This window comes from Ruegeria sp. ABV3_008 (genome assembly GCF_056161185.1).
In genome coordinates this window covers 1-24,961 of the sequence record NZ_JBSWYP010000008.1, presented here as the reverse complement: position 1 = coordinate 24,961, position 24,961 = coordinate 1, and the positions used below count along the sequence as shown (strand labels likewise).

General features: G+C 57.3%; 21 protein-coding genes. 8 read left to right on the top strand and 13 right to left on the bottom strand.

The window, feature by feature from the left end; all coding sequences use genetic code 11:
• The first annotated feature begins 15 nt into the window (after window positions 1-15).
• Together ACXAH8_RS14475 and ACXAH8_RS14470 are read left to right on the top strand one after the other, a co-directional pair.
• The gene (locus ACXAH8_RS14475; protein ID WP_475219518.1) at window positions 16-489 is read left to right on the top strand and encodes a hypothetical protein; all 474 of its coding nucleotides are present in this window, start codon (window positions 16-18) and stop codon (window positions 487-489) included.
• 12 nt (window positions 490-501) lie between these two features.
• Window positions 502-1,560 (top strand): 2Fe-2S iron-sulfur cluster-binding protein, encoded by a 1,059-nt coding sequence (locus tag ACXAH8_RS14470; RefSeq protein ID WP_475219516.1) that lies wholly within the window; start codon window positions 502-504, stop codon window positions 1,558-1,560.
• Window positions 1,561-1,957: 397 nt separating this feature from the next.
• On the opposite strand, the gene guaD is transcribed toward ACXAH8_RS14470, so the two are convergent.
• The 5 genes from guaD to xdhA form a co-directional block, all read right to left on the bottom strand.
• Complete coding sequence (gene guaD / locus ACXAH8_RS14465) at window positions 1,958-3,286, bottom strand: guanine deaminase (protein ID WP_475219515.1); 1,329 nt, start codon at window positions 3,284-3,286, stop codon at window positions 1,958-1,960.
• Window positions 3,287-3,349: 63 nt separating this feature from the next.
• Window positions 3,350-4,951 (bottom strand): xanthine/uracil/vitamin C permease, encoded by a 1,602-nt coding sequence (locus ACXAH8_RS14460; RefSeq protein WP_475219512.1) that lies wholly within the window; start codon window positions 4,949-4,951, stop codon window positions 3,350-3,352.
• A gap of 43 nt (window positions 4,952-4,994) precedes the next feature.
• Window positions 4,995-5,873: a xanthine dehydrogenase accessory protein XdhC gene (gene xdhC / locus ACXAH8_RS14455; protein ID WP_475219510.1), complete on the bottom strand. Its 879-nt coding sequence runs from the start codon at window positions 5,871-5,873 to the stop codon at window positions 4,995-4,997.
• Between the two features lie 3 nt (window positions 5,874-5,876).
• Window positions 5,877-8,195 carry a xanthine dehydrogenase molybdopterin binding subunit gene (xdhB, locus tag ACXAH8_RS14450; protein ID WP_475219508.1) on the bottom strand — a complete coding sequence of 773 codons (2,319 nt, stop codon included), beginning with the start codon at window positions 8,193-8,195 and terminating at the stop codon, window positions 5,877-5,879.
• Window positions 8,196-8,210: 15 nt separating this feature from the next.
• Window positions 8,211-9,674 carry a xanthine dehydrogenase small subunit gene (gene xdhA, locus ACXAH8_RS14445; RefSeq protein WP_475219506.1) on the bottom strand — a complete coding sequence of 488 codons (1,464 nt, stop codon included), beginning with the start codon at window positions 9,672-9,674 and terminating at the stop codon, window positions 8,211-8,213.
• Between the two features lie 154 nt (window positions 9,675-9,828).
• Here xdhA and ACXAH8_RS14440 point away from each other — a divergent pair, with 154 nt between their 5' ends.
• Window positions 9,829-10,731 (top strand): LysR family transcriptional regulator, encoded by a 903-nt coding sequence (locus ACXAH8_RS14440; protein WP_475219504.1) that lies wholly within the window; start codon window positions 9,829-9,831, stop codon window positions 10,729-10,731.
• Between the two features lie 41 nt (window positions 10,732-10,772).
• Here the strand turns inward: ACXAH8_RS14440 and ACXAH8_RS14435 are convergent, their stop codons facing one another.
• Window positions 10,773-12,005 (bottom strand): urate hydroxylase PuuD, encoded by a 1,233-nt coding sequence (locus ACXAH8_RS14435; protein ID WP_475219502.1) that lies wholly within the window; start codon window positions 12,003-12,005, stop codon window positions 10,773-10,775.
• Window positions 12,006-12,106: 101 nt separating this feature from the next.
• Between ACXAH8_RS14435 and ACXAH8_RS14430 the strand changes: the two genes are divergently transcribed.
• Entirely contained in the window at window positions 12,107-13,021 is a 915-nt protein-coding gene (locus ACXAH8_RS14430) for a LysR family transcriptional regulator (RefSeq protein ID WP_475219500.1), read from the top strand.
• A gap of 9 nt (window positions 13,022-13,030) precedes the next feature.
• Here the strand turns inward: ACXAH8_RS14430 and uraH are convergent, their stop codons facing one another.
• A complete protein-coding gene (gene uraH, locus ACXAH8_RS14425) occupies window positions 13,031-13,384 on the bottom strand; it encodes a hydroxyisourate hydrolase (RefSeq protein ID WP_170378283.1) in 354 nt (117 codons plus the stop codon).
• Between the two features lie 146 nt (window positions 13,385-13,530).
• On the opposite strand from uraH, the gene puuE reads away from it, so the two are divergent.
• Together puuE and ACXAH8_RS14415 are read left to right on the top strand one after the other, a co-directional pair.
• Entirely contained in the window at window positions 13,531-14,943 is a 1,413-nt protein-coding gene (gene puuE / locus ACXAH8_RS14420; RefSeq protein ID WP_475219497.1) for an allantoinase PuuE, read from the top strand.
• Window positions 14,940-15,425, top strand: a complete 486-nt coding sequence (locus ACXAH8_RS14415) for an ureidoglycolate lyase (protein WP_475219496.1) — start codon at window positions 14,940-14,942, stop codon at window positions 15,423-15,425. The genes puuE and ACXAH8_RS14415 overlap by 4 nt, the downstream gene beginning before the upstream one ends.
• A gap of 198 nt (window positions 15,426-15,623) precedes the next feature.
• Here the strand turns inward: ACXAH8_RS14415 and bhcD are convergent, their stop codons facing one another.
• The 4 genes from bhcD to bhcA form a co-directional block, all read right to left on the bottom strand.
• Window positions 15,624-16,589: an iminosuccinate reductase BhcD gene (gene bhcD, locus ACXAH8_RS14410; protein ID WP_475219494.1), complete on the bottom strand. Its 966-nt coding sequence runs from the start codon at window positions 16,587-16,589 to the stop codon at window positions 15,624-15,626.
• 110 nt (window positions 16,590-16,699) lie between these two features.
• Window positions 16,700-17,863, bottom strand: a complete 1,164-nt coding sequence (gene bhcC, locus ACXAH8_RS14405) for a 3-hydroxy-D-aspartate aldolase BhcC (RefSeq protein ID WP_475219491.1) — start codon at window positions 17,861-17,863, stop codon at window positions 16,700-16,702.
• Window positions 17,864-17,905: 42 nt separating this feature from the next.
• Entirely contained in the window at window positions 17,906-18,874 is a 969-nt protein-coding gene (gene bhcB / locus ACXAH8_RS14400; protein ID WP_475219489.1) for a beta-hydroxyaspartate dehydratase BhcB, read from the bottom strand.
• Complete coding sequence (gene bhcA, locus ACXAH8_RS14395) at window positions 18,874-20,064, bottom strand: L-aspartate--glyoxylate aminotransferase BhcA (RefSeq protein WP_475219486.1); 1,191 nt, start codon at window positions 20,062-20,064, stop codon at window positions 18,874-18,876. Before bhcA ends, bhcB begins: the two co-directional genes overlap by 1 nt.
• A 168-nt stretch (window positions 20,065-20,232) precedes the next feature.
• On the opposite strand from bhcA, the gene bhcR reads away from it, so the two are divergent.
• Window positions 20,233-21,069 (top strand): HTH-type transcriptional regulator BhcR, encoded by an 837-nt coding sequence (bhcR, locus tag ACXAH8_RS14390; RefSeq protein WP_475219484.1) that lies wholly within the window; start codon window positions 20,233-20,235, stop codon window positions 21,067-21,069.
• A gap of 7 nt (window positions 21,070-21,076) precedes the next feature.
• Here bhcR and ACXAH8_RS14385 read toward each other — a convergent pair whose 3' ends face one another.
• Both ACXAH8_RS14385 and ACXAH8_RS14380 read right to left on the bottom strand, forming a co-directional pair.
• Window positions 21,077-21,919, bottom strand: a complete 843-nt coding sequence (locus ACXAH8_RS14385; protein WP_475219482.1) for a bifunctional allantoicase/(S)-ureidoglycine aminohydrolase — start codon at window positions 21,917-21,919, stop codon at window positions 21,077-21,079.
• A 546-nt stretch (window positions 21,920-22,465) separates the two neighbouring features.
• On the bottom strand, window positions 22,466-24,412 hold the full coding sequence (locus ACXAH8_RS14380; protein ID WP_475219480.1) for a DUF3604 domain-containing protein: 1,947 nt from the start codon (window positions 24,410-24,412) through the stop codon (window positions 22,466-22,468).
• Between the two features lie 363 nt (window positions 24,413-24,775).
• Between ACXAH8_RS14380 and ACXAH8_RS14375 the strand changes: the two genes are divergently transcribed.
• On the top strand, window positions 24,776-24,961 hold a 186-nt coding region (locus ACXAH8_RS14375; RefSeq protein ID WP_475219722.1), incomplete at its 3' end, for a sulfatase-like hydrolase/transferase.

The following is a 24,961-nucleotide window of genomic DNA, read 5'->3' as shown; positions in this document are numbered from 1 at the left end:
ACGCGGAGATCACTAATGACGCCCGTTCAAGCTACCCTGACAGGCGTGGTAATCGCGTCGGCTTTGGTGCTGACAGCGCAAGCAGACACGCCTGAAGAGATCTCTGCCCGTGTCCTGGCGGTTCAAGACGAAGATGGCCTTCTGGCTACGTGGGACAGTTGGCATCCCGAAGCCACACACCGGATCGTCCTCAAATACGGTACCGAGCAGGAAGATGATGTCTTCACTTACCGTTTGGGAGATGTGGCGGCCGCTACCGATGCTGAACTCCCGAAGGATCTGGCGGACTACAAGGAAACTGAGCGATCCAAGCCTAAAATAACCACCCGCAATGAAGATGAGGTCCACCACATAACCGCGTTTACGGATGTTGAATATGATTGGCAGGGATATTCCGGCAAAATGCGTCAAACAGATGAGTTTGTCTTTGAACCTTACCTTGGCGGGATGGTGATCCGGTCATTGACCACAACCTATGACTACCGGTGATTGGGTGATCTAATGCAGCGCAACTTTTATCCGTTAACCGTATCTGACATCCGCATAGAAATCGGCGGAGCAGCCACAAGCGTCACTCTTGATGTCCCTACTACATTGGCTGATCTGTTTCAGTGGACGGCGGGGCAACATCTGACGGTCAGATTTCTGATCGAAGGAAAAGAACATAGGCGCAGCTACACCATCTCAAACCCTCCTGGATCCGCACTGCGCATCACAGTGAAACGTATGAAAGACGGGATCGTGTCGAACCATATCGGTGATGCTCTGTCGGTAGGGGATATCATCGAAGTCATGCCCCCTTTTGGACAGTTCACCCTGACGCCCGGAGCCGTGAAACGCCGCACGCACTATTTCTTTGGCGCGGGCAGTGGTATCACGCCCCTATACGCGATGATCAATGCCGTTTTGACGGCAGAGCCGCATTCCGTCGCGCATTTGGTTTTCGGCAACACCAACGCGAACAGCATCATTTTTCGGGACGAGTTGGAGCAGATCCAAGCGCGATACCCAAAACGCTTTTCTGTGCGCCATGTTCTGTCACACCCCTCCTTGTTCAGTTGGTTCAGCCCTTGGCGCACGGGTCGGTTGGATGCAAACGCCGTTCAGGCCGCTATTGCCGAGACCCCACCTGTAGCGCAGGACACGCAATACTGGATCTGCGGTCCGGGCAGCATGAACACGGACCTGCGGGAAGCGCTCAAGAATTTGGACGTGCCTGACGATCGCATTCACACGGAAAGCTTTGGTGGCGATTTCAATCCCGATCTCAGCACGTCAGGGGTCGCGGCGACAGCCCGAATAAATCTGCATGGTGCATGGCATGATGTACCAGTGGCTGCGGGTCAAACCATACTGGAAGCTGCTCAAGCGAAAGGCTTGAACCCACCATACAGTTGCCAGTCCGGTGTTTGTGGTGCCTGTGTTGCCCGCCTTACCGAAGGGGCCGTCCATATGCGGAACCGAGTTGCGCTCGAAGACGACGATATCTCGAAAGGACTCATCCTGTGTTGTCAAAGCGTTGCGACGCAAAAAACCATCGCCTTGAAGTTTGAGGAGTAGGCTCGGGGTTGAGACAAATTTAGGCAGAAACGAAGCAATCAAGTCCAAGCCGTGCACCTTAGGGTGAGGGATCGGTAGTGGTTCCTGCGGAAAATCAAACCTCCTTGCAGACCCACATTCTGACCTAACACTCTAATATCATGTGCCAATTCGCAGAAGAAAATACCGTCAACTGCTTTTCCACTCTATGTTTGGAATGACTGATCACAGATCGGCTCGTCATGGGGGCTTGAAGGATTTATTGGGCACCATAGGAACCCAGCGTTATTTGCCTTGTGCGGTAAGTGGCCTGGTCGCGCGGTTTTGCAGGGTTTGGCCCGGATCGCCTAAGTTGACTATCCGGGTTTTCAACTAAAGACCGCCGCGGGCTGGCAATGGGCCCGCGCTTCGGGTGCCGCTAGGCAGGGACTTTGGCTCGTTCAGGTTGCGGCCGTGCAACCTTACTGGGTGTTCCCGACACATAGACTTCCTCAATCGCGCGGTCGTCTCCCATCATCTGCAGGACGAACAGTTCTTGTGACAGGCTGTCCACCCGGTCCATTCGAAGGGCCATGGCCGGGGTACTGCGTGCGTTTAGAACAACGACGTCCGCTTCGCTTCCCGAGGCGAGCGTACCGATTTTGTCTTCGAGGCCCAGAACGCAGGCATTGCCGAGGGTTGCCCAATGGAATGCTTGCAAAGGGAGCAGGGCTGTCCCTTGCAATTGCAGGACTTTGTAACCTTCGTTCAGGGTTTGCAGCATTGAATAGCTGGTGCCAGCACCAACATCCGTTGCGATCCCATTGGCGATTCCGCGCGCGCTCAGCCCGGCATGATCAAACAGGCCGCTACCTAGAAACAGGTTCGAGGTCGGGCAGAACACGGGATGCGCGCCGGTTTCGGCCAGCGCGTCGATCTCGCGCGGTTCAAGATGGATGGAGTGTCCGAGTAGGGTTTTTCGTCCCAGCAGACCGTAGGACTGATAGACATCCAGATAGTCCCGGGCTTGCGGGTAGAGTTGTCTGGTGAAGGCGATCTCGTCCTTGTTTTCCGACAGGTGTGTCTGGATGTGGCAGTCGGGATGCTCTTGCGCCAGCGCCTGGGCCATCGCCATCTGGTCCGGGGTTGAGGTGATCGCAAACCGAGGCGTGATGACATAGCCATTGCGCCCTTTGCCATGCCAGTCGGCGATCAGGGCCTTGGTGTCGTCATATCCGGATTGCGCCGTATCCTGCAGCGCCTCAGGCGCGTTGCGGTCCATAAGGACCTTCCCACCCAACATGCGCATGTTTCGTCTAGTCGCCTCGGTAAAGAAAGCGTCAGCCGAGGTTTTGTGGACCGAGCAATAGGCAACCGCCGTCGTGGTGCCATGCGCAATCAGCTGGTCATACAACGCCCGCGCCATGGTCGCGCAGTGCCCATCCGAGGCAAAGCGGGTTTCTTCTGGGAATGTGTAGGTGTTGAGCCAGTCCAATAGCTGCGCGCCCCACGAGGCAATGACCTGCACTTGAGGGAAGTGGATATGGGTGTCGATGAATCCCGCCATCATCAGATGAGGGCGATGGTCCGTTACGGGCACATCTCCGGCCTTCACGCTAATCGCTGAGAATGGGCCGGTGTCCTGAATGATCCCGTCCCGGATCAGCAGCGCGCCGTCCTCAAGATAGGTATAGGCGCCGGCGTCGTCGCCGTTTTGTGGTTCGCGATGAAAGGTCAGCAGACGACCGCGCAGCAATCTCTGTGTCATGGAATGTCTCGTATGTCGTGGGAAACGGGCAGTGGGGCAGCCCTGAGGCTGCCCCGCCACGGGTCAGGCCTGTTGCGCAGGTGTGTCGTCGTCGATGAGATCGGGCTCATCTGGAACGATCACGCGATGCTCAAGATCCTCTTTCGGGGCGAGCATCGGGTAGAGGTAGAGGAACCCGCCGACGATCAGATAGCCGATGGTAATCCCGTCGAACTGTGGCATCTGCAGCGTGTAAGAGTGGATGATCCCCACCGCCGACATAAGCCCGCCAGCGACGGCAAACGCCCCTGCCATGCGGAACCGGCCGTCAATCACGTCGGCCACAATGGCCCCCCAGATCAGACCGGTGATGATCGCACCCTGGCTTAGCGCCAGATGTCCTTCGTAATGGGCACCCTCCATCAACAGCGCAGCCGTCAGGCCTTCGTCACCCAGCGCAGGCAGGCCTTCGACACCGCTGCTGCGCAGCGCGTTCATCAGCGAACCCCATTTGACCATCAGGAAGGCCGAGATATGAGGCAGTATCGCGAAGGAAACCGCAGCCATGTGCGTCGGCTTCACCGCCCAGGCCGTGTTGGTGATCAGGCTGACCGAGACAAAGACCAGAACAGGCGCCGCAGCCGCAATCGGGATCAGGCCCGCGAGGAAGGATAGGAAACCAAGGAAAGCGGCAGCCGCGATCACGACGGCCACACCCACGATGTAGCCCGCATGTGCATCAAGCCGCTTGTAGGCCGGATGACCGATATAAACGGTCGTCGGGAACGGAGAGCCAAACAGCGCGCCTAACATCGTGCCCGCGCCATCCGTTACCTGGCATAGCCCGACCGGGTAGTGATCGCCCGCGGCCTCGGCGGATTCCACGTTGTTCATGGTTTCGATGAAGTTGTATATCTGCACCGGGATGAGCACCAGAAACAGCTCAGGGTTGGCGAACAGGTACTGCACACCTGCGATGAGGTCGCCGAAATAGGGGATTGGAGGGTAGAAGCCGATGCCGCTTGTGTCGATTTTCGATTCACCAAGGATGATGGCAATCACCGTGCCCGCCGCAATCGCGGCCAGACCGGCAGGCACGTTGCCCGGAAGGCGGAACCGCCCGATCAGACCCCAAAGGATGAACAGCAACGAGGTAAAACCGATAATCGGGTTCTCAAACACCTCGGCCAGGGGGACGGAGCCGATAAAGACCAGCGCAATGCCGCAAAGCGTGCCGAGCATCCCGGCGCGCGGGGTAATCCGCTTGAGGTAGGGACCCACAAACGCCCCAAGGGCTGCAACGATCCCTCCCATGAAGCCCGCGCCAATACCTACCTGCCAGGCCAGCATCGGGTCGTTGGTGGCCCAGTAAATGGGTCCGATCACGCCGAAAAGATAGACGAACATGACCGGCGTCGAGATACCGTAGGGCAGGGCGGTGACATCTTCACCCTTCCTGGTGGCCGCCCATTTGGCGAGAAACGTATAAACTCCGACACCAGCCAGGATTGCTATGGCGGCACCGGGTACGATGCGGCCAAAGACGATCTCGGTTGGCATCTGGAACACGAACTGACAGACCCCGGACAGGATCAGCAGGTTCACTAGGTTATCCGTAAAAAGCGCCCAGAAAGCGCTGAAGTCGCTGCGGGTAAACAGCTTGTATTCGTAGGTCCTCCCGTCCATGACGGTCTCCTCCTCTGATAGGACCGGAATTGCCTGATGGATGTCAGGCGGATCTCCCTCTCCGGTCGTGATGTTGGCCCGCATGGGGCGCCTTGGTTGCCCCGGTTGGGGCGGTCGCGGCAGTTTCAGAGGTCAGTTCAGCCATCACCTCGGCCACCACGAAGGCGGCGATGACGCTGGGCCGCTTGTCGCGGCTACCGCTTGCCCCGATGGGGCATCTCAAATGTTCGATGGATTGTCCGTCACACTGTTTGTATGCCCAGTTCCTCAGCTTGATCCGCTTGGTTGCGGAACCGATCATGCCAACATAGGCCGCGTCCTGACGTTCAAGCGCGGTGGTGGTCAGCAGGAAATCAAACCCGTGGTCATGGGTCAGGACAATAAAGGCGCTGCCTGCGGGCGCGCTGAGGATTTCGGCTTCGGGGATTGCACTCAGCCGGGTTTCAACATCCGCAGTGCAGAGATCAATTTCCTCGGCCCGTGTGTCGACAAGGATGCAGCGCACAGGCAAGTGCTGAAAAAGATCCGCAAGTGCGCGCCCCACATGACCCGCCCCCATCACGTAGACATGTGGCAAGGCGTTTTCGCGCAGCGCCGCCCGGTCGGTTGCAGCCTCCTTGTCTGAGGACCGCATGCGGATCAGTTGCAATTCGACCCGTCCCCCGCAGCATTGGCCAATTTCGGCCCCGAGCGGCACATCCATATCTCGGTGAAGCGACCCGTCTCGCAGCATATCCCGCGCAGCGTTGATGGCCATGAACTCCAATTGCCCACCTCCGATCGTCCCCCAAAGCGCGCTTGGCGCTACGAACATCTCAGTCCCTTCGTTGCGCGGCGAAGACCCGCGCACACGCGTTAGCGCGATGCGGATCACGCTGCTTTGTTCGGCCAGAAACGTCTTCAGGGACTGCGCGGCAGGCATCGTTTAGGCACCGTTTTGCAGGCGAGCAACGGCCATGAGGACCCGCTCGGGCGTGGCCGGGGCGTCCAGGCGCGGACATTCCCGGTAGTCGGCGACGGATGCCACGGCCATCGACAGGGCCTCGAACACCGAAATACCCAGCATGAAGGGCGGCTCGCCCACGGCTTTGGAGCGTTTGATCGTCAACTCTCGGTTTTCCGACCAATCGGCGAGTTTGACATTGAAGACACGCGGGCGGTCCGAGGCCAACGGGATCTTGTATGTCGACGGAGCATGGGTGCGCAGGCAACCGGCATCATCCCACCAAAGCTCCTCGGTGGTCAGCCAGCCCATGCCCTGAACAAAGGCCCCTTCAACCTGACCTTTATCGAGAACGGGATTCAATGAGCGTCCGACATCGTGCAGCACATCCGTGCGGTCGACCCGGTATTCTCCGGTCAGGGTATCTATGGTCACTTCCGAACAGGATGCCCCATAGGCATAGTAGTAGAACGGACGGCCTTGTCCCTTGTCACGATCCCAGTGGATTTTGGGGGTTTTGTAGAACCCGGCTGCCGACAGCTGCACACGCGCTAGATAGGCCTTTTTTATGAAGGCATCGAAGGGCAGAACCTCTTCGCCGATATGAACATGATTGGCGAGAAAGATCACCTGCTCAGGGCTCACATCCCATGTTTTCGAGGCGAATTTCACCAGCCGTTCCTTGATCTGCTCAACCGCGTTCAACGCGGCCATTCCATTGAGGTCGGTACCGCTGGAAGCTGCAGTGGCGGATGTGTTCGGGACCTTCTCGGTCGTGGTCTTCGTGATCTTGATCCGGTTGAAATCAACCTGAAAGGCCTCAGCCACCACCTGCGCGACCTTGGTGTTGAGGCCTTGCCCCATTTCGGTGCCGCCGTGGTTAAGATGGATCGAACCGTCTTTGTAGACGTGCACGAGCGCGCCGGCCTGATTGTACCACGTTGCTGTGAACGAGATGCCGAATTTCACCGGCGTCAGCGCGATACCCTTTTTCAGGATCGGAGAAGTTTTGTTGAAGGCGATGATGTCCTGACGACGCTGGCGGTAGTCCGAGGTCTCCTCCAGCTCTCCAATTAGCCGGTCCAGAATGCTGTCTTCGACCACCTGATGATAGGGCGTCACATTCCGGTCTTCGGTGCCATAGAAATTGGCCTTGCGCACATCCAGAGGGTCCTGTCCCGTGGCATAGGCAATCTCTTCGATCATCCTTTCCGCCGCGATCACACCCTGCGGCCCGCCAAAGCCGCGGAATGCAGTGTTTGAGACCGTGTTGGTTTTCATCGGATGGCTGCGCAGGCGCACATTCGGGTAGAAATAGGCGTTATCTGCATGAAACAGCGCCCGGTCGGTCACAGGCCCCGACAGATCCGCCGAGAACCCGCACCGGGCGGCAAAGCTGCTTTCGACAGCCTGTATGCGCCCCGCATCGTCAAAGGCCACGTCATAGTCGATCACAAAATCATGGCGTTTGCCGGTCGCCGTCATGTCCTGATCCCGGTCGGGCCTGATCTTGACGGCGCGGTTCCACTTTTTCGCGGCCATTGCGGCCACAACGCAGAACAGGTTCATTTGGCTTTCCTTGCCGCCAAAGCCACCACCCATGCGGCGGACATTGACCACAACGGCGTTGGACGGCACCCCAAGCACATGGGCCACCATATGCTGCGCCTCAGACGGATGCTGAGTCGAACAATGCACGACCACATCATCATCCTCGCCCGGAATGGCAAAGGCGATGTGACCCTCAAGATACATGTGATCCTGACCGCCAACGCGCATCCGGCCCTTAATCCGATTGGGGGCCGCAGCCTGAGCCGGGGCAACATCCCCTCGCTCCAGCTTGAGGGGGGCGGTGACATGCGGGTAGCCGGCGTTCTGGGCCTCAATCGGGTCGAGCGCATGGGGCAGGGGTTCGTATTCGACCTCTGCCAGCGCGGCGGCGCGGCGTGCGATGTCGCGGGTCTCGGCTATGACGGCGAACAGGGGTTGGCCGTGAAACTGCATGGTATCGGTCGGGAAAACCGGCTCGTCGTTCAGATGGGTCGGGCTGATGTCATTGATCCCGGGCACGTCATCTGCCGTCAGAACCCCAACAACGCCGGGTGTCGCTAGAACCTTCGCAAAATCGATGCCAAGCAGTTTGGCATGGGCCACGTCGGACACGCCAAGATAGGCGTGCAGCGCGCTTTGAGGCAGGGCGATATCGTCGGTGTAGTCAGCCCCTCCGGTAACATGCTTGATCGCGCTGTCGTGGTTGACGTCGGTGTGGGCTGCCCCAACGATGGAAACGGTGTCTTTCATTGTGTCGTCTCCTTGTTAAGCACAAGCCAGTTGAACGGGGGTGTCTGTCTGGGCGTCATGTTCGAGGAAGAACCGACGCAGCAGGTTCTGGGCCGTCAGCATCCGATAGTCGGACGAGGCTCGCCAATCGGTCAGGGGCGAGAAATCCTGAGACAGCGCAGTTGCCGCCGCTTCGAAACTTTCCCGCGACCAGGGCTGACCGTTCAGAGCAGCCTCGGCAGCAGACGCGCGCTTTGGCGTCGCGGCCATGCCACCCATGGCGATGCGGGCGTCGCTTATAATGCCATCTTCAACCGACATATGAATGCCTGCCGCCACCGATGAGATATCCTCATCGCGGCGCTTCGAGATCTTGTAGGCGGCGTTCAGGTCCTTTGGCTGGGGCAGGGGAACGCGGATGCTTTCGACAAATTCGTCCGGTTGGCGATCCTGTTTGCCGTAGTCGATGAAGAACGCGTCCAGTGGCATTGTCCGGACGTCGGACCCTCGGCGTAGCGTGATTTCCGCTCCAAGCGCGATCAGCACAGGTGGAGTGTCCCCGATGGGAGAGCCGTTTGCGATGTTGCCACCCACTGTGCCCATATTGCGTACCTGCCACCCGGCGATGCGATCCCAGTATGAGGTCAGGTGCGGTAGGTGCTCAGACAGCAGGTCTTGGCAATCAGTGTAGCTGGCACCTGCACCGATCAGCAGGTGCTGGCCCTGATTTTCGACCGTTTTTAGGTCTTCGAGATGTCCAGTAAAGATCGCCGGTCCGATTTTGCGCAGGAATTTCGTGACCCAAAGGCCCACATCCGTTGCGCCCGCGACGATAGTGGCCTCTGGGTAAGTCTGCAGGCACTCGGCCAGATCATCCGCGCTGGAGGGAAGGATGCTCAGATTGTCCTGCGGTCCAGAGACGACGCGCCGCCCGTCTTTCAACGCCGCCAGACGCGCGGTCATATCCTCGCGTTCGGTGTTCAGGTGATCCGAGGCCGGGGTGCCGTAGCGGCTGACAGCAACAGCCGCCCGAATGATCGGCTCATACCCGGTGCAGCGGCACAAATTGCCCTGCAACGCGGTTTCGACCTGCGTTTCCGTTGGCTCGGGCGTTTGCATCCACAGCGCGTAGAGCGCCATGACGAAGCCCGGCGTGCAGAACCCGCACTGGCTGCCGTGATGATCAACCATGGCTTGCTGTACCGGATGAAGGCGACCGTCGGGGCCGGACAGATACTCAACCGTTAAGACATGGCAGCCGTCCAAAGAAGCGAGGAACCGAATGCATGCATTCACTGGGGCATAGGAAAGACCTGTCCGTCCAAGCCGCCCGACAAGCACGGTACATGCACCGCAATCGCCTTCGGCGCAGCCTTCCTTGGTGCCGGTCAGTCGTCGTTCGAGACGTAGAAAATCCAGAAGAGTCTGGTCGGCTGATACGTCTGGAACAGATACATCCTTGCCATTCAGGACAAATCGGATGTCAGTGCGCGGCGTCATGCTAATCTCCCTCTACACCTGCCTTCGGGTGGGTCGCCGCAGGACCATAGAGTCAGAGATTGAGTCTTAAAATCGTCGGAAATGACAAATACTTTCAACAAAACGTTGAAAAAGAAATCCCACCGTCGCAGTCTTCCCGAAGTGGGAGGAATGAATGTCATACATCGAAAGCTTGCGGGTCTTCGTTAGGGTGATGGAGCTGGGCAGCATCACGTCCGGCGGCCGTGACCTGCGGCTGACACCCGCGGTGGCAAGCAAACGTCTGAAAGAGCTGGAGAACCATCTGGGCGTGCGCCTGTTCAACAGAACAACCCGCTCGATGACGGCAACAGAGGTCGGCGAGGTTTTCTATGATGAGGCCAAGGCCGTTTTGCTGGCGTTGGACCACGCCGAGGCGCGCGTCGCCAGTTTTTCGGACGCCCCTCGCGGCGCAATCCGCATAACAGCGCCGCTGGGGGTTGGGCGCAGAATCGTTGCGCCGCTGGTGCCGGATTTCTCGGAGCGTTATCCAGAGACCGAGATCCGCATGCGCCTGTCCGACCGCAAAGTGGACATGATGGCCGATGGTCTGGATATTGCGTTCTTTATCGGAGAGCCGGGCGATTCCTCCATGAAGCTGCGGAAATTCGCGGATTGTGATCGGCTGCTATGTGCCTCGCCCGAATATCTGTCAAACTTTGGTGTGCCCAAAACGCCGGATGACCTATTGCACTCTCAGCACAATTGCCTGCTGCTGCGCTACCCCAGATCGCCCGAGTATTTCTGGACCCTGAATACCGATATGGGTCCGCGCAAGCTTGAGGTTCGGGGCAAGTATGATGCGGATGACGGCGATGTCCTGACGGACTGGGCCTTGGCGGGCAAGGGGATCGTCAACAAACCGCGCTTTGATGTGAAAGAGTATCTCGTGTCAGGCCAACTGGTCGAGGTTCTGCCCTCGACACCGCCATTGCCGACCATCTTCGGCTGCCTCTATCCGCACAAGAAACTTCAGGATCCTAAAATACGCCTGTTCGTCGAACACATCGCGAAACACAGCAAAAGGTTCTTTGGATAAACCAGCAGGAGGGTCCTGTTTCACCTGCTACAAGTCGGGGCTTAATGGCCTCTTACTTCACGCACCCATGCGATGATAGTCTGACGGGCTTCGTCATCCATTTGAACCGCAGCTGGCGGCGGCATTGCGTGGCTGATCCCGGCCTGCAGATAGATTTGATCAGCCTGACGGGCGACATCTCCGGGCGTTTCAAGATAGACCTTCTTGGGCGCCCATTTCATTGTGCCATAAACCGGCTCGCGCGCATGACACATGGAACAGTTGCCCAGGACCGTGTCATAAGCGGCCTCGAACCCCTCGGCCGAGGCGAATTTCTGTTCATAAGGTGTCAGCTCGCGCGCTTCGGCCTCTTCCCATGTCTCGCCGGACCGGACGGAGGACAGCCATGCAATCACGATCATCAAAAGGACCGTGACTGCCCAGGTCCAATGGGGGCCTGTTCCGGTCGCATGCATCGTGTTGAAATAGTGGCGAATGGTGACCCCGGTCAGGAAGATCAGGCTTGCAATGATCCATGAATACTCAGTGCCGAAGGCCAGCGGGTAGTGGTTCGACAGCATCAGGAACACGACCGGCAAGGTCAGATAGTTGTTGTGCGTCGAACGTACCTTGGCAATCTTTCCGTACTTCGCATCCGGGGTCCGACCGGCCTTGAGGTCTGCGACCACGATGCGCTGGTTCGGCATGATCTGAAAGAACACATTGGCTGTCATGATCGTTGCTGTAAACGCCCCAAGATGCAGCAGCGCGGCCCGTCCGGTGAATATCTGGTTGTAGCCCCAGGACATGATCACCAGGATCACGAACAACAACAGCATCAGAAAAGTGGGATGATCGCTCAGCTTGGATTTGCACATTTGGTCATAGAGCAACCAACCAATGGTCAGTGACCCGCCAGAGATCAGAATTCCCTGCCACAGCGCCAGATCGACCTTGGTCGGGTCTAGTAGGAACAGCTCTCCTCCGACCCAGTAAATGATCATCAGGAGCGCTGCACCAGATAGCCATGTCGTGTAGCTTTGCCATTTGTGCCAGGTCAGATGCTCGGGCATCCGGGCGGGCGCCACCAGGTATTTTACGGTGTGGTAAAACCCGCCGCCATGGACCTCCCATTCCTCGCCATAGGCCCCATCCGGCAGCGCAGGGTTTGGCTTAAGCATCAGGTCCAATGCGATAAAGTAGAAAGATGCCCCAATCCATGCCATCGCTGTGATCACGTGCAGCCAGCGGACCGAAAAGGCGATCCACTCCCACATTACGGCCAGATCATACATAGGTTTGCTCCTAAGATTCTTTGCTTCCGCTCACTCTATGCGAGACTGCTTTGTTCTGGTATTGCTAGCAAAGACCAAGCAGTATCAAAAAATGCAAAAAAATGTCCTATCTAGATAACATCAGAACCTTTGTCCGAGTCTACGAGTTGGGCAGCATGTCGGCCGCAGGCCGTGATCTGAGGGTTTCTCCGGCTGTCACCTCGGCGCGTATATCGCAACTGGAGGAGCATCTGGGCGTGCGGCTTTTTCAACGCACGACGCGCAGCCTGACGCCGACGGAACAGGGGCAATCCTTCTATCGGGGGGCTGCTGAGATCCTTGAGGCCGTCGAAAACGCCGAGGCACAGATTGTCAATATTACGGAGAACCTAAAAGGATCTCTCTACGTGGCTGCGCCGTTAGGAGTGGGTCGCAGGCTGATCGCGCCACAGGTTCCAAAGTTTCTGGCCGAGTACCCCGAGGTCAATGTCAGGCTGAGGCTGACAGATCGCAAAGTCGATCTAACAACAGAAGGACTGGATCTTGCGTTTTTCCTAGGGCAGCCCGAGGACAGTAATTTGCGCATTCGCAAAATCGCCGATGTGGAAAGGGTTCTGTGCGCCTCGCCGAAATACATCAAGAAACGCGGGATGCCGGCAAGTGGCGATGATTTGATCGCCGACAATCATGAATGCCTCAACCTGCGCTTCCCGGGCGCGACCGAGTTTCAATGGCTTCTAAGAACTCAAACGGGGCCAAAGCGATTCCGTGTCTCTGGTCGCTATGAATCGGACGATGGGGATGTGTTGACGGATTGGGCCCTTGCGGGTCACGGGATCGCGCTCAAGCCGATCTTTGAGATCGCACAGCACCTCAAGGCCGGAAATCTGGTTCCGGTGGCCACAGAAACGCCGCCTGAACCTATTCAGATGGCGTGTCTGTTCACCCACCGCCGCATGCAAGACCCCAAAACGCGGCTGTTCATGGAGTTCATCATAGAGCGTATCGGATCTTCAATCGCTGCGGCGAATTCCTAAAGCGTGTACTTAGCTACCGCGGTAGGTCGAGTATCCAAAGGGGGAAAGAAGCAGCGGGACGTGATAATGAGATTGCTCGGACATCCCGAAGCGGATCGGGATCACATCCAGAAAACGAGGGTCTTCGGGCGGGGTGCCCGAGGCATCAAGATAAGCGCCTGCATAGAAGATCAACTCGTATTCGCCCGTTGAAAACTCGGATTGCGGCAGAATCTGTTCGTCGGTTCTGCCATCGTCATTTGTCACCAGTGCTTTCAGCAATGTGCGGTCTGTGCCATTGATACGGTACAGCTCGATTTTCAGCCCTTCGGCGGGGCATCCCCGCGCGGTATCCAGGACATGTGTGGTAAGATAACCGGTCATTTATGCCACTCCTCAAGTTGCTTATTCCTTAGTCTGTTTTCTCCTCTGAGGGCAAAGCCAGACTATCCGAAGCTGCTTTTCGTATTTTTTGAAAAATTTCTTTGATTATCCGGAGTATTGAGGAACTCAAGAAGAAGGAAACAGATGTGAAGCCTTATCCACGAGATATGACCGGCTATGGCAGTCAAATGCCCAAAGCCAACTGGCCCAACGGGGCCCGGATCGCGATTCAGATCGTATTGAACTATGAAGAAGGGGGCGAAAACAACATCTTGCACGGTGATGCCGCTTCCGAGGCGTTTCTGTCCGAGATCACCGGCGCGGCCCCCTGGCCGGGGCAGCGACACTGGAACATGGAATCGATTTACGAATACGGTAGTCGGGCCGGGTTTTGGCGTGTTCACCAGCTCTTGCAGGACCTGCCCGTGACCGTTTATGGCGTGGCGACAGCTCTGGCACGTGCCCCGGCGCAGGTTGCGGCGATGAAGCATGCAGGCTGGGAGATCGCGAGCCATGGGCTGAAATGGGTCGAACACAAGGATCTGGACCCGCAAGACGAGCGCGTCCAGATCCGCGAGGCGATCCGGCTGCACACAGAAGTCACCGGTCAGCCTCCGCGCGGTTGGTATACGGGTCGGTGTTCGATGAATACGATCGATCTTGCCGCCAAAGAGGGTGACTTTGCCTATATCGCGGACAGCTATGCCGATGATCTGCCCTATTGGATCAAAGCAGGGGGCAAGGATCAGTTGATTGTGCCATACACGATGGATTGCAACGACATGCGGTTTGCGATTCAGGCCGGGTATACGAATGGCGCGCAGTTCGAAAGCTATCTGAAAGACAGTTTTGACATGCTCTATGCCGAGGGCACAGCGGGTATGCCGAAAATGCTCTCGATCGGGTTGCACTGCCGCTTGATCGGTCGTCCGGGTCGCGCCATGGCGCTGAAACGCGCGCTTGAGTACTTTAGAAAACACGACGGCGTCTGGTTCGCGACACGCGAACAGATTGCCGATCACTGGGCAAAGGAACACCCACCGATGCAACGCCTCACCCCGTCCGAAATGGACCAGCCGACCTTTGTGTCCGAATTTGGCGGCGTGTTCGAACACAGCCCTTGGATTGCCGAAGGCGCGTTTGACCTTGAACTCGGACCGACCCATGACAATGCGGCTGGTGTCCACAATGCGCTTGCGCGTGTATTCCGTACCGCCACGACTGAGCAACGCCTTGGCGTTCTGACGGCGCACCCGGATCTGGCGGGTAAGCTTGCCGCCGCCGGGCGGCTGACCAAGGAAAGCACGGCGGAACAGGCCGGGGCTGGTCTGGATATGCTGACAGATGAAGAACGCGAAACCTTTACCGCGTTGAATGAGGCCTACACGACCAAATTCGGCTTTCCTTTCATCATCGCCGTTAAAGACAATACGAAGGCCAGCATCCTGGAGGCCTTTCACCGCCGCATTAACAGTGACCGGGATACCGAGTTCAACGAAGCCTGCCGTCAGGTCGAACGGATCGCCGAGCTGCGCTTGATCGAGAAGTTCTCGGAATGACTGTCGAGCTGAAGCTACAGCCCCTAACCCCCGAAGCCTTTGCGCCGTTTGGAGATGTGATCCAAGCGGCGGGTGAGGTGGACAAGTACATCAATCAGGGCAAATGCGCCCGCTATCACGACCGCGCGGAGTTGGATTTCCAGGACGGCCGTGCGGGGATCAGCGTGTTCCAGTCCGAGGCTTTCAGCCTGCCGATCAGGCTGGATATGATGGAGCGTCACCCTGAGGGCAGCCAGGCGTTTTTACCATTGTCCGAAAAGCCGTTCGTTGTGGTTGTAGCTACCGATGAAGATGGGAAACCCGGCCACCCGATTGCGTTCATAACTGCGCCGGGGCAGGGGGTGAACTATCATCGCAACACTTGGCACGGGGTACTGACCCCGCTCCATGATCCGGGGCTTTTTGCGGTCGTGGATAGAATTGGAACTGGACCCAACCTACAGGAGCATTGGTTCGAGTTCCTGTACCTTATCATCGAATAAACCGCGTTAAGATGCGCAGGGTATCGCAACTTCCCTGCGCATGAGGCTGGAAATCCAGCGAAAATTCAACGCCTAGCAACATCTTCCGGGTGGAATGACATTGGCCGGGGCGCTTACCCCGGCCGTCAGCCAGCCTGTCCTTTGCAATCCGAGGGGCGACTTGCCATTCGGAACCAGGTATCAGCGTTTGCTTTGACGTCAGAAATTGACCTCGATAGCGATCCCTTTTTCTACGGCAAGGTCGACCACCGCTGCGGCCACCGCAAGATCCTGCAGGCCTACGCCTGTGCCGTCGAACAATGTGATCTGATCATCTGCCGAGCGGCCCTCATGCGTTCCATTGATGACCGCGCCAAGCTGCGCGACATCGCTTTGGCTGATCAGTCCTTCGGCCACGGCGTGCTGTGCCTCGCCAATGGTGACGGATTGCGCGACCTCGTCGGTAAAAACACGCGCCTTGGCCAGCAGGGCAGGTTCGACCTCTTGCTTGCCTTTGGTGTCTGTCCCCATGCAAGCAACATGCGTTCCGGGGCTGACATGGTACGACATCAACGACGGCGCAAAGGCCGAAGTGATTGAGATGATCACATCCGCTTCGGCCATTCCGTCAAGTTCGACCGCCTCAAACGGGACGCCTGCCTCAACAGCGACTTTCTCGATATTGGGCAGCATTTCCGGGTGGTAGTTCCAGCCAATGACCTTTTCAAAGCTACGCTGTTCCAGCGCGGCGCGCAGTTGAAAGGCGGCCTGATGGCCCGCTCCGATCATGCCGATCACCTTGGCATCTGCGCGGGCCAGATGTTTGATCGACACGGACGAGGCCGCCGCTGTGCGCAGCGCCGTCAGCAGGTTGCCGCCCACCATCGCCGAAGGTTTGCCGGTGTCGGGATCGAACAGGAAAACCGTAGATTGGTGGTTGATCAACCCGCGTTTCTCAAGATTGTTCGGCCAGTAGCCGCCAGCCTTCAGGCCCAAAGTCAGGCCGGCGCGATCAAAACCACCCTTGAAGCCATACAGCGCGTCTTCGTGGCCGATGGCCTCACGCACGACAGGGAAGTTATAGGCGTCGCCTGCGGCCATTGCCGCAAAGACGTTCTCAACGGCATCGAAGGCCGCTTGGCGGGTCATCAATCCGGCGATCTCGCGCTCGGGTACGATCAACATGTCAGTCTCCACTTGGAATTCGTTCGCCCGTGCGTTTGTCCCGAAGGGAGAGGCGGCACACGGGCGAGAATCAGGCTACTGTTGAGCCAGATTTTCTAGATTGCTCGGCCTTAGTAGGCGCGACCACGGGCGGATACGGGCCAGACGGCCTCGACCTTGCCGTTGCGCACGCCGACATACCAATCATGCACATTGGCTGTCGGGTCGCAGTGACCCGGCACCAGCTTGAGCTTGTCGTTGACCTTAAGGACACCATCCGTGTCCATCACAACGCCATGCTCGTCCGAGCATTTGATGTACTCGACATCGTCGCGCCCAAACACGACGGGCAAGCCGCTGTCTACCGATTGCGCCTTGAGGCCTGCATCGACGATCGCCTTGTCAGCTTTGGCGTGGCTCATGACGCTGGTCAGGATGAACAGGGCGTTCTCCCACTCTCCCCGGTCGATGCGATTACCATCCTTGTCCAGAATGCGGCCGTAGTCGGCATCCATGAAAGCATAGGACCCGCATTGAAGCTCATTGTATACGCCTGAGTTGGATTCGAAGTAGTAGGAGCCAGTACCGCCGCCGGAAACCAGCTCGCAATCGATGCCTTCCGCCTTAAGGCCGACAACGGCGTCTTTGACCATCGCAATTGCGGTATCCAGCTTTTCTTTGCGCGCCTCGTAGCTGTCGAGATGTTGCATCGCGCCCTGATAGGCCTGAATGCCGGTGAATTTGAGGTTGTCGGCCGCCTCGACGGCTTTGGCAATTTCAATCACCTGAGGTGTCGTGGTCACACCGCACCGTCCCGCGCCACAGTCAATTTCGACGAAGACCTCAAGCTGAGTGCCGTGATCGACGGCTGCTCCGGAAAGGTCTGCAACATTGTCTACGTCGTCGACGCATACAATGATGCGGCTGCCGAGTTTTGGCAGGCTGGCCAGGCGGTCGATCTTGGCGGGGTCACGCACCTGGTTTGACACCAACACGTCCTTGATCCCACCGCGCACGAAAACTTCGGCCTCTGAGACCTTCTGACAGCACACGCCCACGGCTCCGCCGAGGCGCTCCTGAAGTTTCGCCACGTCGACGGATTTGTGCATTTTGCCGTGGACTCGGTGGCGCATACCGTGGGCCTTGGCATAGTCGCCCATCTTCTTGATGTTGCGTTCAAGCGCATCGAGATCCAGCACAAGGCTGGGGGTCTGGATATCTGCTTCATCCATTCCGGGCTTGGCCGGAATGTCATAGCCTACTTCGAATGCGTCGAGATTGGTCATATCTTTCATGTCCGTATTCCTGTGTCGGGATTGATGTCTTTTGCGACTGGGTCAGGTGTTCAGCCAGGGCAGCTTGTCCAGATCGACATTACCACCGGTGATGATCAGGCCGACCCGCTTGCCTTTGAACGCGTCGGGGTTCTTGAGGATCGTAGCCAGAGGCACAGCCGAGGACGGCTCCATCACGATCCGAAGGTGTTTCCACGTTAGCTTCATCGCGTCGATGATCTCTTGTTCCGAGGCCGTGTAGATCTCGGAAACGTGGTTCGAGACGAAGTGCCACGTAAGGTCCTTCAAGGGCACCAACAGGCCGTCAGCGATGGTTTTCGGCGCATCATCGGCGATGATGTGGCCCGCCTTGAAACTGCGATAAGCGTCGTCGGCCTGTTCGGGTTCCGCCGCAATGATTGCGGTTTCGGGCGCGAGGGTGGACAGGGTCAGGCAAGTGCCGGACACCATGCCACCACCACCGATAGGGGCAACCACCGCGTCCAGACCATCGGTCTGTTCGATGAATTCGCGCGAACAGGTGCCCTGTCCGGCGATCACCCGCGGATCGTTGTAGGGATGGACGAAATCCCCGCCCGTGGCCGCCTGAATCTGGGCGAAGGTCGCCTCACGCGAGGTGGTCGAAGGCTCACATTCTGTGATTTTACCTCCGTAGCGACGCACCGTGTCTATCTTGGCCTGAGGCGCCGTGCGGGGCATCACAACGTTGCACGGAATGCCGCGCTTCATTGCGGCGTAGGACAGGCACGACGCGTGGTTGCCCGAGGAATGGGTGGCAACACCTTTTTGCGCCTGTTCCTCGTCAAGGCCGAACACTGCGTTGGTGGCGCCGCGTACCTTGAAGGCGCCCGGTTCCTGAAAGTTCTCGCATTTGAAGAACAGCTGGGCGCCCGTCAATTCGTTCAGGTAGTCCGAGGTCCGAACCGGGGTCCGTCGGATGTAAGGCTCAATCCGGGTATGCGCTTCGAGCATGTCCTCATAGGTCGGGATATTCATGGAGAGGTCCTTCATCATGCAGCGTCCTTCTGAACAGCGGCTGGATGACCGCGATAGTATTCCTGTGCGGCCGCCACGCCCGAACCCAGTTGGATGTTCAAACCCAGATCGACCATGCACATTTCGGCCGTCGCGATCCCCGACAGGGCCATGACGTCCGTCAGGCTGCCCAGATGTCCGATCCGGAAGACCTTGCCGGCGACTTCGCCAAGGCCGACGCCAAAGGCGACACCGTACTTCTCGGCCGCATGGGTGACGATATCGGTCGCGTTGAAACCATCCGGTGTGCGGATCGCGCTGACCGTGTCGGAATAGACCGCAGGGTTCGCGGCACAAAGCTCCAGCCCCCACGCGCCCACGGCGGCACGCACACCTTCGGCAATGCGGGTATGGCGGGCAAAGACGTTCTCCAACCCTTCGTTCAGCAACATGTCGCAGGCCTGGTTTAGGCCATTCATCAAGCCGACGGCAGGCGTGTAGGGATAGGCGCTGTTTGCGTATCCCTTGGCCATGTCGTGGACGTCAAAAAACGTGCGGGGCAGGGTGCCAGTTTTGGTCGCCTGCATCGCCTTCTGGCTAAAGCCGACGATCGCGAGACCTGCGGGCAGCATGAACCCTTTTTGCGATCCGGTGACGGCCACATCGACGCCCCACTCATCAAAGCGGAAATCCATCGACGCAATGGACGAGACGCCATCAACGTACAGCAACGCAGGATGCCCCGCCGCGTTCAGCGCCTTGCGCACGGCCGCAATGTCCGACTTTACGCCAGTCGCCGTTTCGTTATGCGTGGCAAGAACGGCTTTGATCTCGTGGTTCTTATCGGCGGTCAGGATCTCTTCATAGCGATCTGCCGGCAGACCTTGACCCCAAGGGGTTTCGACGATCTCTACATTCAACCCATGGCGCTGGCACATGTCGATCCATCGATGGCTGAACATACCGTTGCGCGCGGCCAGAACCTTGTCTCCGGCGGATAGGGTGTTGGTCAAAGCTGTTTCCCAGCCGCCTGTCCCGGTCGAGGGAAAGATGAACACCTCTGCGCCGTCGCTTTTCAGAACTTTCCGAACGCCCGTGCGGGCAGGGTGCAGGATGTGCCCAAACAGCGGCGACCGGTGGTCGATCGTGGGCATGTCACAAGCCTTGCGCAGGCTTTCAGGGATATTGGTCGGGCCCGGAATGAAAACGGGATTTTGAAAGCTCATGGATGGTCTCCTTCCGTCGTTGTGGACATCCTAAGGCCAAGCTTCTCGATTTTAAATTTTTTTGAAAACGATTTTCAAAAATCAACCACTACTATTTAGATTATTGTTGTCAGTAACTTATGTTTTTCATACGATGAATTAAAATTTCGAAAAAATCCGAAGGTTCTTATGGCTTCTCAAAAAAATGGCGCTGGTTCCCCTCGAAAAGCCAGGGGAAGGCCGCGGGGATGGGATGACAAAACGGCTCAGAACACGATCAAATCCCTCGACCGTGCGATGGAGGTTTTCGAGTATCTGAGCGAGGCGCAAGGCAAGTCATTGACGATGCTGTCCGATGAAATGCAGCAGTCCCCAGCCACGGTCTATCGCATCCTTGTCACGCTTGAGGGTAGGGGCTTGGTAGAGTTCGATCCCGTCGAACAGATCTGGCATATCGGACCCCGTGCCTTCGTCATAGGATCGCGATTTCTACGGCGCACCAGCCTTGTGGATCGGGCAAGACCGGTGATGCGCAAGCTCATGGAAACTACGGGTGAGACCGCCAATTTGGGCATTCAGAAAGAAGGCTCGGTCCTTTTTCTAAGCCAGGTGGAAACGCATTCCAGTATCCGGGCATTCTTTCCGCCCGGGACACTATCGCCGATGCACGCGTCGGGGATCGGGAAGGTCCTGCTGGCGCATATGGATGAGGACCGATTGGACAGATTGCTGGCCTCGGTCCAGCTGCAGGCGTTCACGGACCGGTCGATCACGACTGTAGAAAGTCTGAAACAGGACCTGACTTCTATCCGCGCGCGAGGTTTTTCGATCGACAATGAAGAGAAAAACGAGGGCATGCGCTGTATCGCTGCGCCGGTGTTCGACGTGAACGGCGAAGCGGTTGCGGGGATTTCCGTCTCGGGACCCACCAGCCGGGTGCGCGAGAACGGGATCGAACAACTCAGCCGCCCCGTGATCGAGGCGGGCCGAGCATTGACTCAGGCCATCGGAGGAATCGTGAACTGAGAGGCCTCTATCGCCGGTTGGCGGCGGATCCAAGGCGCAGAGGCATGTGTCGGTTCACATCCTTATAGAGCAGGTACCGGAACTTGCCCGGACCGCCGGCGTAGCAGGCCTGTGGGCAAAACGCGCGCAGCCACATATAGTCTCCGGCCTCGACCTCGACCCAGTCGTTGTTCAACCGGTACACCGCCTTTCCCTCCAGCACGTAGAGGCCGTGTTCCATCACATGGGTCTCGAGGAAAGGGATGACCGCACCGGGTTCAAACGTCACCACGGTCACATGCATGTCGTGGCGCAGGTCACTCGGTTCGACAAACCGCGTCGTCGCCCATTTCCCATCGGTGCCAGGCATTGGGGTCGGCGCGATATCGTTTTCATTCAGCACGAGGACATCCGGAATACCCAGCCCCTCAACGGCCTCATAGGCTTTGCGAATCCAATGGAACCGTAAGGTGTCATCGGAGTGGTTATGCAGGGTCCAATCGCATCCGGGCGGCAGATAGGCATAGCCGCCAGGCGTCAGCTCATAGCGCGTACCTTCAGCGATCAGAGTTGCGGTGCCGTTGACCACGAACAGAACGCCTTGGGCCTCGGGGTCGTTTTCGGGCCGGTCCGAGCCTCCGCCCGGCTGCACCTCCATAATATATTGCGAGAAGGTCTCGGCAAATCCTGTCAGTGGGCGCGAGATCACCCAGAGGCGTGTATCGTCCCAGAACGGCAGAAAGCTCGTCACGATGTCCCGCATTGTGCCCTTGGGGATCACGGCATAAGCATCCGTAAAAACGGCGCGGTCCGTCAGCAGCTGGTCTTGTCCGGGGTGTCCGCCATGGGGTGCGTAGTAATGCTTGCTCATGTGTGCTCCTGAAGAAAAGCCGTGCCCGCTTACATATGCTCCGGTTCTGAGGATCGAACCAGCCGTAAGGAGGCGACAGCTCTCTCTGCGAAAATTTGACAATCATGGAAATTGTTTGGTGATTTTAGGATTCACTTGGCGCGGGACGATTTCTCTTTTTGATCCGCAAGAAGTGGCTTCGCAAAGAGTTTGCGTTGCGCTTCACGAGCCGTTCGACTTGTGCATTGTCTCAAAGAACTACTCTCTGACACAACCCACACATGTGCTGCGCTTAATCAATGACCGGCCAACACAGCAGCTTTCTTTGTAAGTGCCTGTCATCGACCTTAAGGTGAACCCGAAAGCGGCGAAGATTTTGGGAAACTGCAGAAGTTGACCCGTAGACTCGGTAACGACTAGTGCCAACACAAAGCAGTCCTTCGCCTGGATTGTTTCGATGTCCGCTCTCAGCCCTAGTCGGACAAAAAAAATGAACGGACTACGCCAGTGTTGAAGCGACAGGAACAGCCGCGCTTTTCAAGCAACGATGCAGGGATTAGTCACATTTCAGCCTTTAGGAGTATACCAAATTGGCGAGGTGTAAGCACGTTCCTGCGTTGAAGTAGGCACTTCGGCAGGCACCTCGTCTCCAAACCGAACTGCGTCATAAATTGTCCACCTCGGAGTGGGAATCTCTAGGACACGTGCGTAGTAGAAAGCCCTGACTGACGGATCAAATTCAGGATCCGTCCAAACACTGATCAGCTCCGGAGACCCTATCGAGTTGGTAAACGTGCCCGTTGCAACATCCACGGTGTTCCCAACCGCTGGCAGCTTGCCGTCCGCATCAAGTTTTCGGTCTCCCGACCACGCCACGTCATAGACCCGCTCTTCAGTTTCGCCATCGGCATTTAACCAACCTTTCACAATCTGAACTCGGTCGAGATTGCCGGAAAATGGATCTTTCAGCGCAGCAACCAGGAATGTTGGGGCGTCCGCGCCTTCTGTTGCATCTGCGAGGTCCCCTCCCATCGGAACGCCTTTTTCATATCCTATTTCGGCGGGCAAACGAGACCTTGCATCAGCTTCGGTAAAGTCCCAGCCGCCAAAGAAACGAACTGCAATTCGACTGCCAGTCGTCCCATAGACTTCCTTCCGTTCCATTGCGTCGAATATTGCTTCGCGTGTGTTATCTTCTGCCCAGACTGCGGCGTAGCCAGACGCTGCCATTTCCCATCCAAGAATTCTTGTCGTATCGAACTCACCAACGACGTGCTGCCAACGACCGGGCTCCGGCTCGACGCCAGAGTGTTTGCCAAAGAAGTTGTCTTCTTCCGCCGTTGCCAAAGCGGTATGGCTGTCTGTCGAACCTACCACTCCGAATTTGTATGGATTGGTGCCTAGTTGAGCCTCAAGCTTAAGTCCGTTCTTCAGAGCCTCACGGGCATACTCATACTGGAGCATCCAATCTTCTTTGGGCGTTGGGCCGAGGTTGGATTTGTCCCAAGTTTCATAGTCCGCGAACTCATCGTTTGGGCTTAAAAACGGATGCGTTTCTCCGTCACCTTTGATTTGGGTGATCTCATACATCGGCTCCCACTTGGCACGCCGCTCTGCGTAATCTTCTGTCAAAGGCTCACCCGTTTCAGGGTTAGTCTCGACCGGAAACATCAGGCCGTTAGAGACGTTGCCGTTATGAGCAAGGGCCAGTACACGACCACCAGTCTCTTGTTCATATGTTTCCATCCAGTCCCACAACCGTTCCGGATTAAAGGTTTCAGCGGTTGTAAAAGGCAGCATTTGCCGCGCGCGAATGGCATCATCCCGGTAGATCACATTGCGGTGGAGGTTGTTGCCTGCTTCGGTGGACGTCCATTCGTATCCAATGAACGCAGTGAATGTGCCAGGGGCGTTGTGATGATCCGCAGTTTGCGTGAATTCGTCCCATATAGATTGTACAAACCTGCGGTCTGAAACAGCCTCGGGTAGAGCATCGCCGGTAATGCCAGCAAAGGTTTCAATCACTTCCATGGTTGCTCCCAGAGCGACGTCGCCGCCGGCATTTAGGCGTTCGTTCCAGTCTCGAAGCGTTGGGTCACGCATAAGCGTAGAGTTCCCCGCCACGATCTCATTCATAGCCCCCATGGCATCAGAGTGATCGGATACGACAAGCCAGTCGAGCGGACGCGACAGCTTCACACGGAGGCCATGCGATGTGGTGACCTCCTCGCCACGTGCGAACCTATAGGCATCGTCTGGGCTCAGAATGACGCCAAATCCGCGGGCATCGAGCGAGTTTGACGTGTGCAGGTGAGTGTCACCCCATAGCGGGCGTGTCGGAAAATCTCGACCTGCGTACGGCGAAAAATCAGTAGGCGCTGGTTCACGCATATCATCAACTGATATGGTCATCTCTCCAACCTGCCCGCCTTGTGTGGCGTTTTGAGCATTTGAAGAGCTTGCTATGAACGCTGCGGAAACTATAGCTGTCGATGTTTTAAGAAAAAACTTCATTTGAACCTCCCAGCCGAGCTGAATTCTAGTCTATGGCAACATCTGACCTGGCTGTTCGTCAAGGAAAACAAAGGTTTTTCTTAGGTGGGCTCAAAAGATCCCGGGTGAGGTTCGACTAGTCCCGGGCCGCAGCTTCGCCCAAAACTTTGACGCTCGGACGCGGTTAAAAGCACCCCTGCGAGTGGACGTTCTTGACGACTGGTGACTTGGCTCGTCAGTCTTGAAACCGAGATCTTGATCGGAGGCGTTGCCGTAAAGAGGTTGTCGCGAACATTCCTAATGTCCTTATCCCTTTTTATTTGCCTCGGTCGTTTCTGCTCAAGATAAGCCCAACATCATATTCATATTTCAAGATAATTTTGGCTGGAGCGAACCCGGGCTTACGCAAACGGTTTAGTCCGTGTTGCGGCGAACCCCGAGATGGACGCCCTCGCTGCGGAAGGATTACGACTTACGAGCTTCAACGTGGAAAGTCAGTGCACGCCGTCCCGCGCAGCGACCATGACAGGACGATATGGCATCCGGAGCGGAAACCATACAGTCCCACTG

Bases quoted from the DNA above. Each gene is read 5' to 3' on its own strand.
- ACXAH8_RS14475 (WP_475219518.1), top strand. From the start codon at position 16: ATGACGCCCGTTCAAGCTACCCTGACAGGCGTGGTAATCGCGTCGGCT.
- ACXAH8_RS14470 (WP_475219516.1), top strand. From the start codon at position 502: ATGCAGCGCAACTTTTATCCGTTAACCGTATCTGACATCCGCATAGAA.
- guaD (WP_475219515.1), bottom strand. From the start codon at position 3,286: ATGACACAGAGATTGCTGCGCGGTCGTCTGCTGACCTTTCATCGCGAA.
- ACXAH8_RS14460 (WP_475219512.1), bottom strand. From the start codon at position 4,951: ATGGACGGGAGGACCTACGAATACAAGCTGTTTACCCGCAGCGACTTC.
- xdhC (WP_475219510.1), bottom strand. From the start codon at position 5,873: ATGCCTGCCGCGCAGTCCCTGAAGACGTTTCTGGCCGAACAAAGCAGC.
- xdhB (WP_475219508.1), bottom strand. From the start codon at position 8,195: ATGAAAGACACCGTTTCCATCGTTGGGGCAGCCCACACCGACGTCAAC.
- xdhA (WP_475219506.1), bottom strand. From the start codon at position 9,674: ATGACGCCGCGCACTGACATCCGATTTGTCCTGAATGGCAAGGATGTA.
- ACXAH8_RS14440 (WP_475219504.1), top strand. From the start codon at position 9,829: ATGTCATACATCGAAAGCTTGCGGGTCTTCGTTAGGGTGATGGAGCTG.
- ACXAH8_RS14435 (WP_475219502.1), bottom strand. From the start codon at position 12,005: ATGTATGATCTGGCCGTAATGTGGGAGTGGATCGCCTTTTCGGTCCGC.
- ACXAH8_RS14430 (WP_475219500.1), top strand. From the start codon at position 12,107: ATGTCCTATCTAGATAACATCAGAACCTTTGTCCGAGTCTACGAGTTG.
- uraH (WP_170378283.1), bottom strand. From the start codon at position 13,384: ATGACCGGTTATCTTACCACACATGTCCTGGATACCGCGCGGGGATGC.
- ACXAH8_RS14415 (WP_475219496.1), top strand. From the start codon at position 14,940: ATGACTGTCGAGCTGAAGCTACAGCCCCTAACCCCCGAAGCCTTTGCG.
- bhcD (WP_475219494.1), bottom strand. From the start codon at position 16,589: ATGTTGATCGTACCCGAGCGCGAGATCGCCGGATTGATGACCCGCCAA.
- bhcC (WP_475219491.1), bottom strand. From the start codon at position 17,863: ATGAAAGATATGACCAATCTCGACGCATTCGAAGTAGGCTATGACATT.
- bhcB (WP_475219489.1), bottom strand. From the start codon at position 18,874: ATGAAGGACCTCTCCATGAATATCCCGACCTATGAGGACATGCTCGAA.
- bhcA (WP_475219486.1), bottom strand. From the start codon at position 20,064: ATGAGCTTTCAAAATCCCGTTTTCATTCCGGGCCCGACCAATATCCCT.
- bhcR (WP_475219484.1), top strand. From the start codon at position 20,233: ATGGCTTCTCAAAAAAATGGCGCTGGTTCCCCTCGAAAAGCCAGGGGA.
- ACXAH8_RS14385 (WP_475219482.1), bottom strand. From the start codon at position 21,919: ATGAGCAAGCATTACTACGCACCCCATGGCGGACACCCCGGACAAGAC.
- ACXAH8_RS14380 (WP_475219480.1), bottom strand. From the start codon at position 24,412: ATGAAGTTTTTTCTTAAAACATCGACAGCTATAGTTTCCGCAGCGTTC.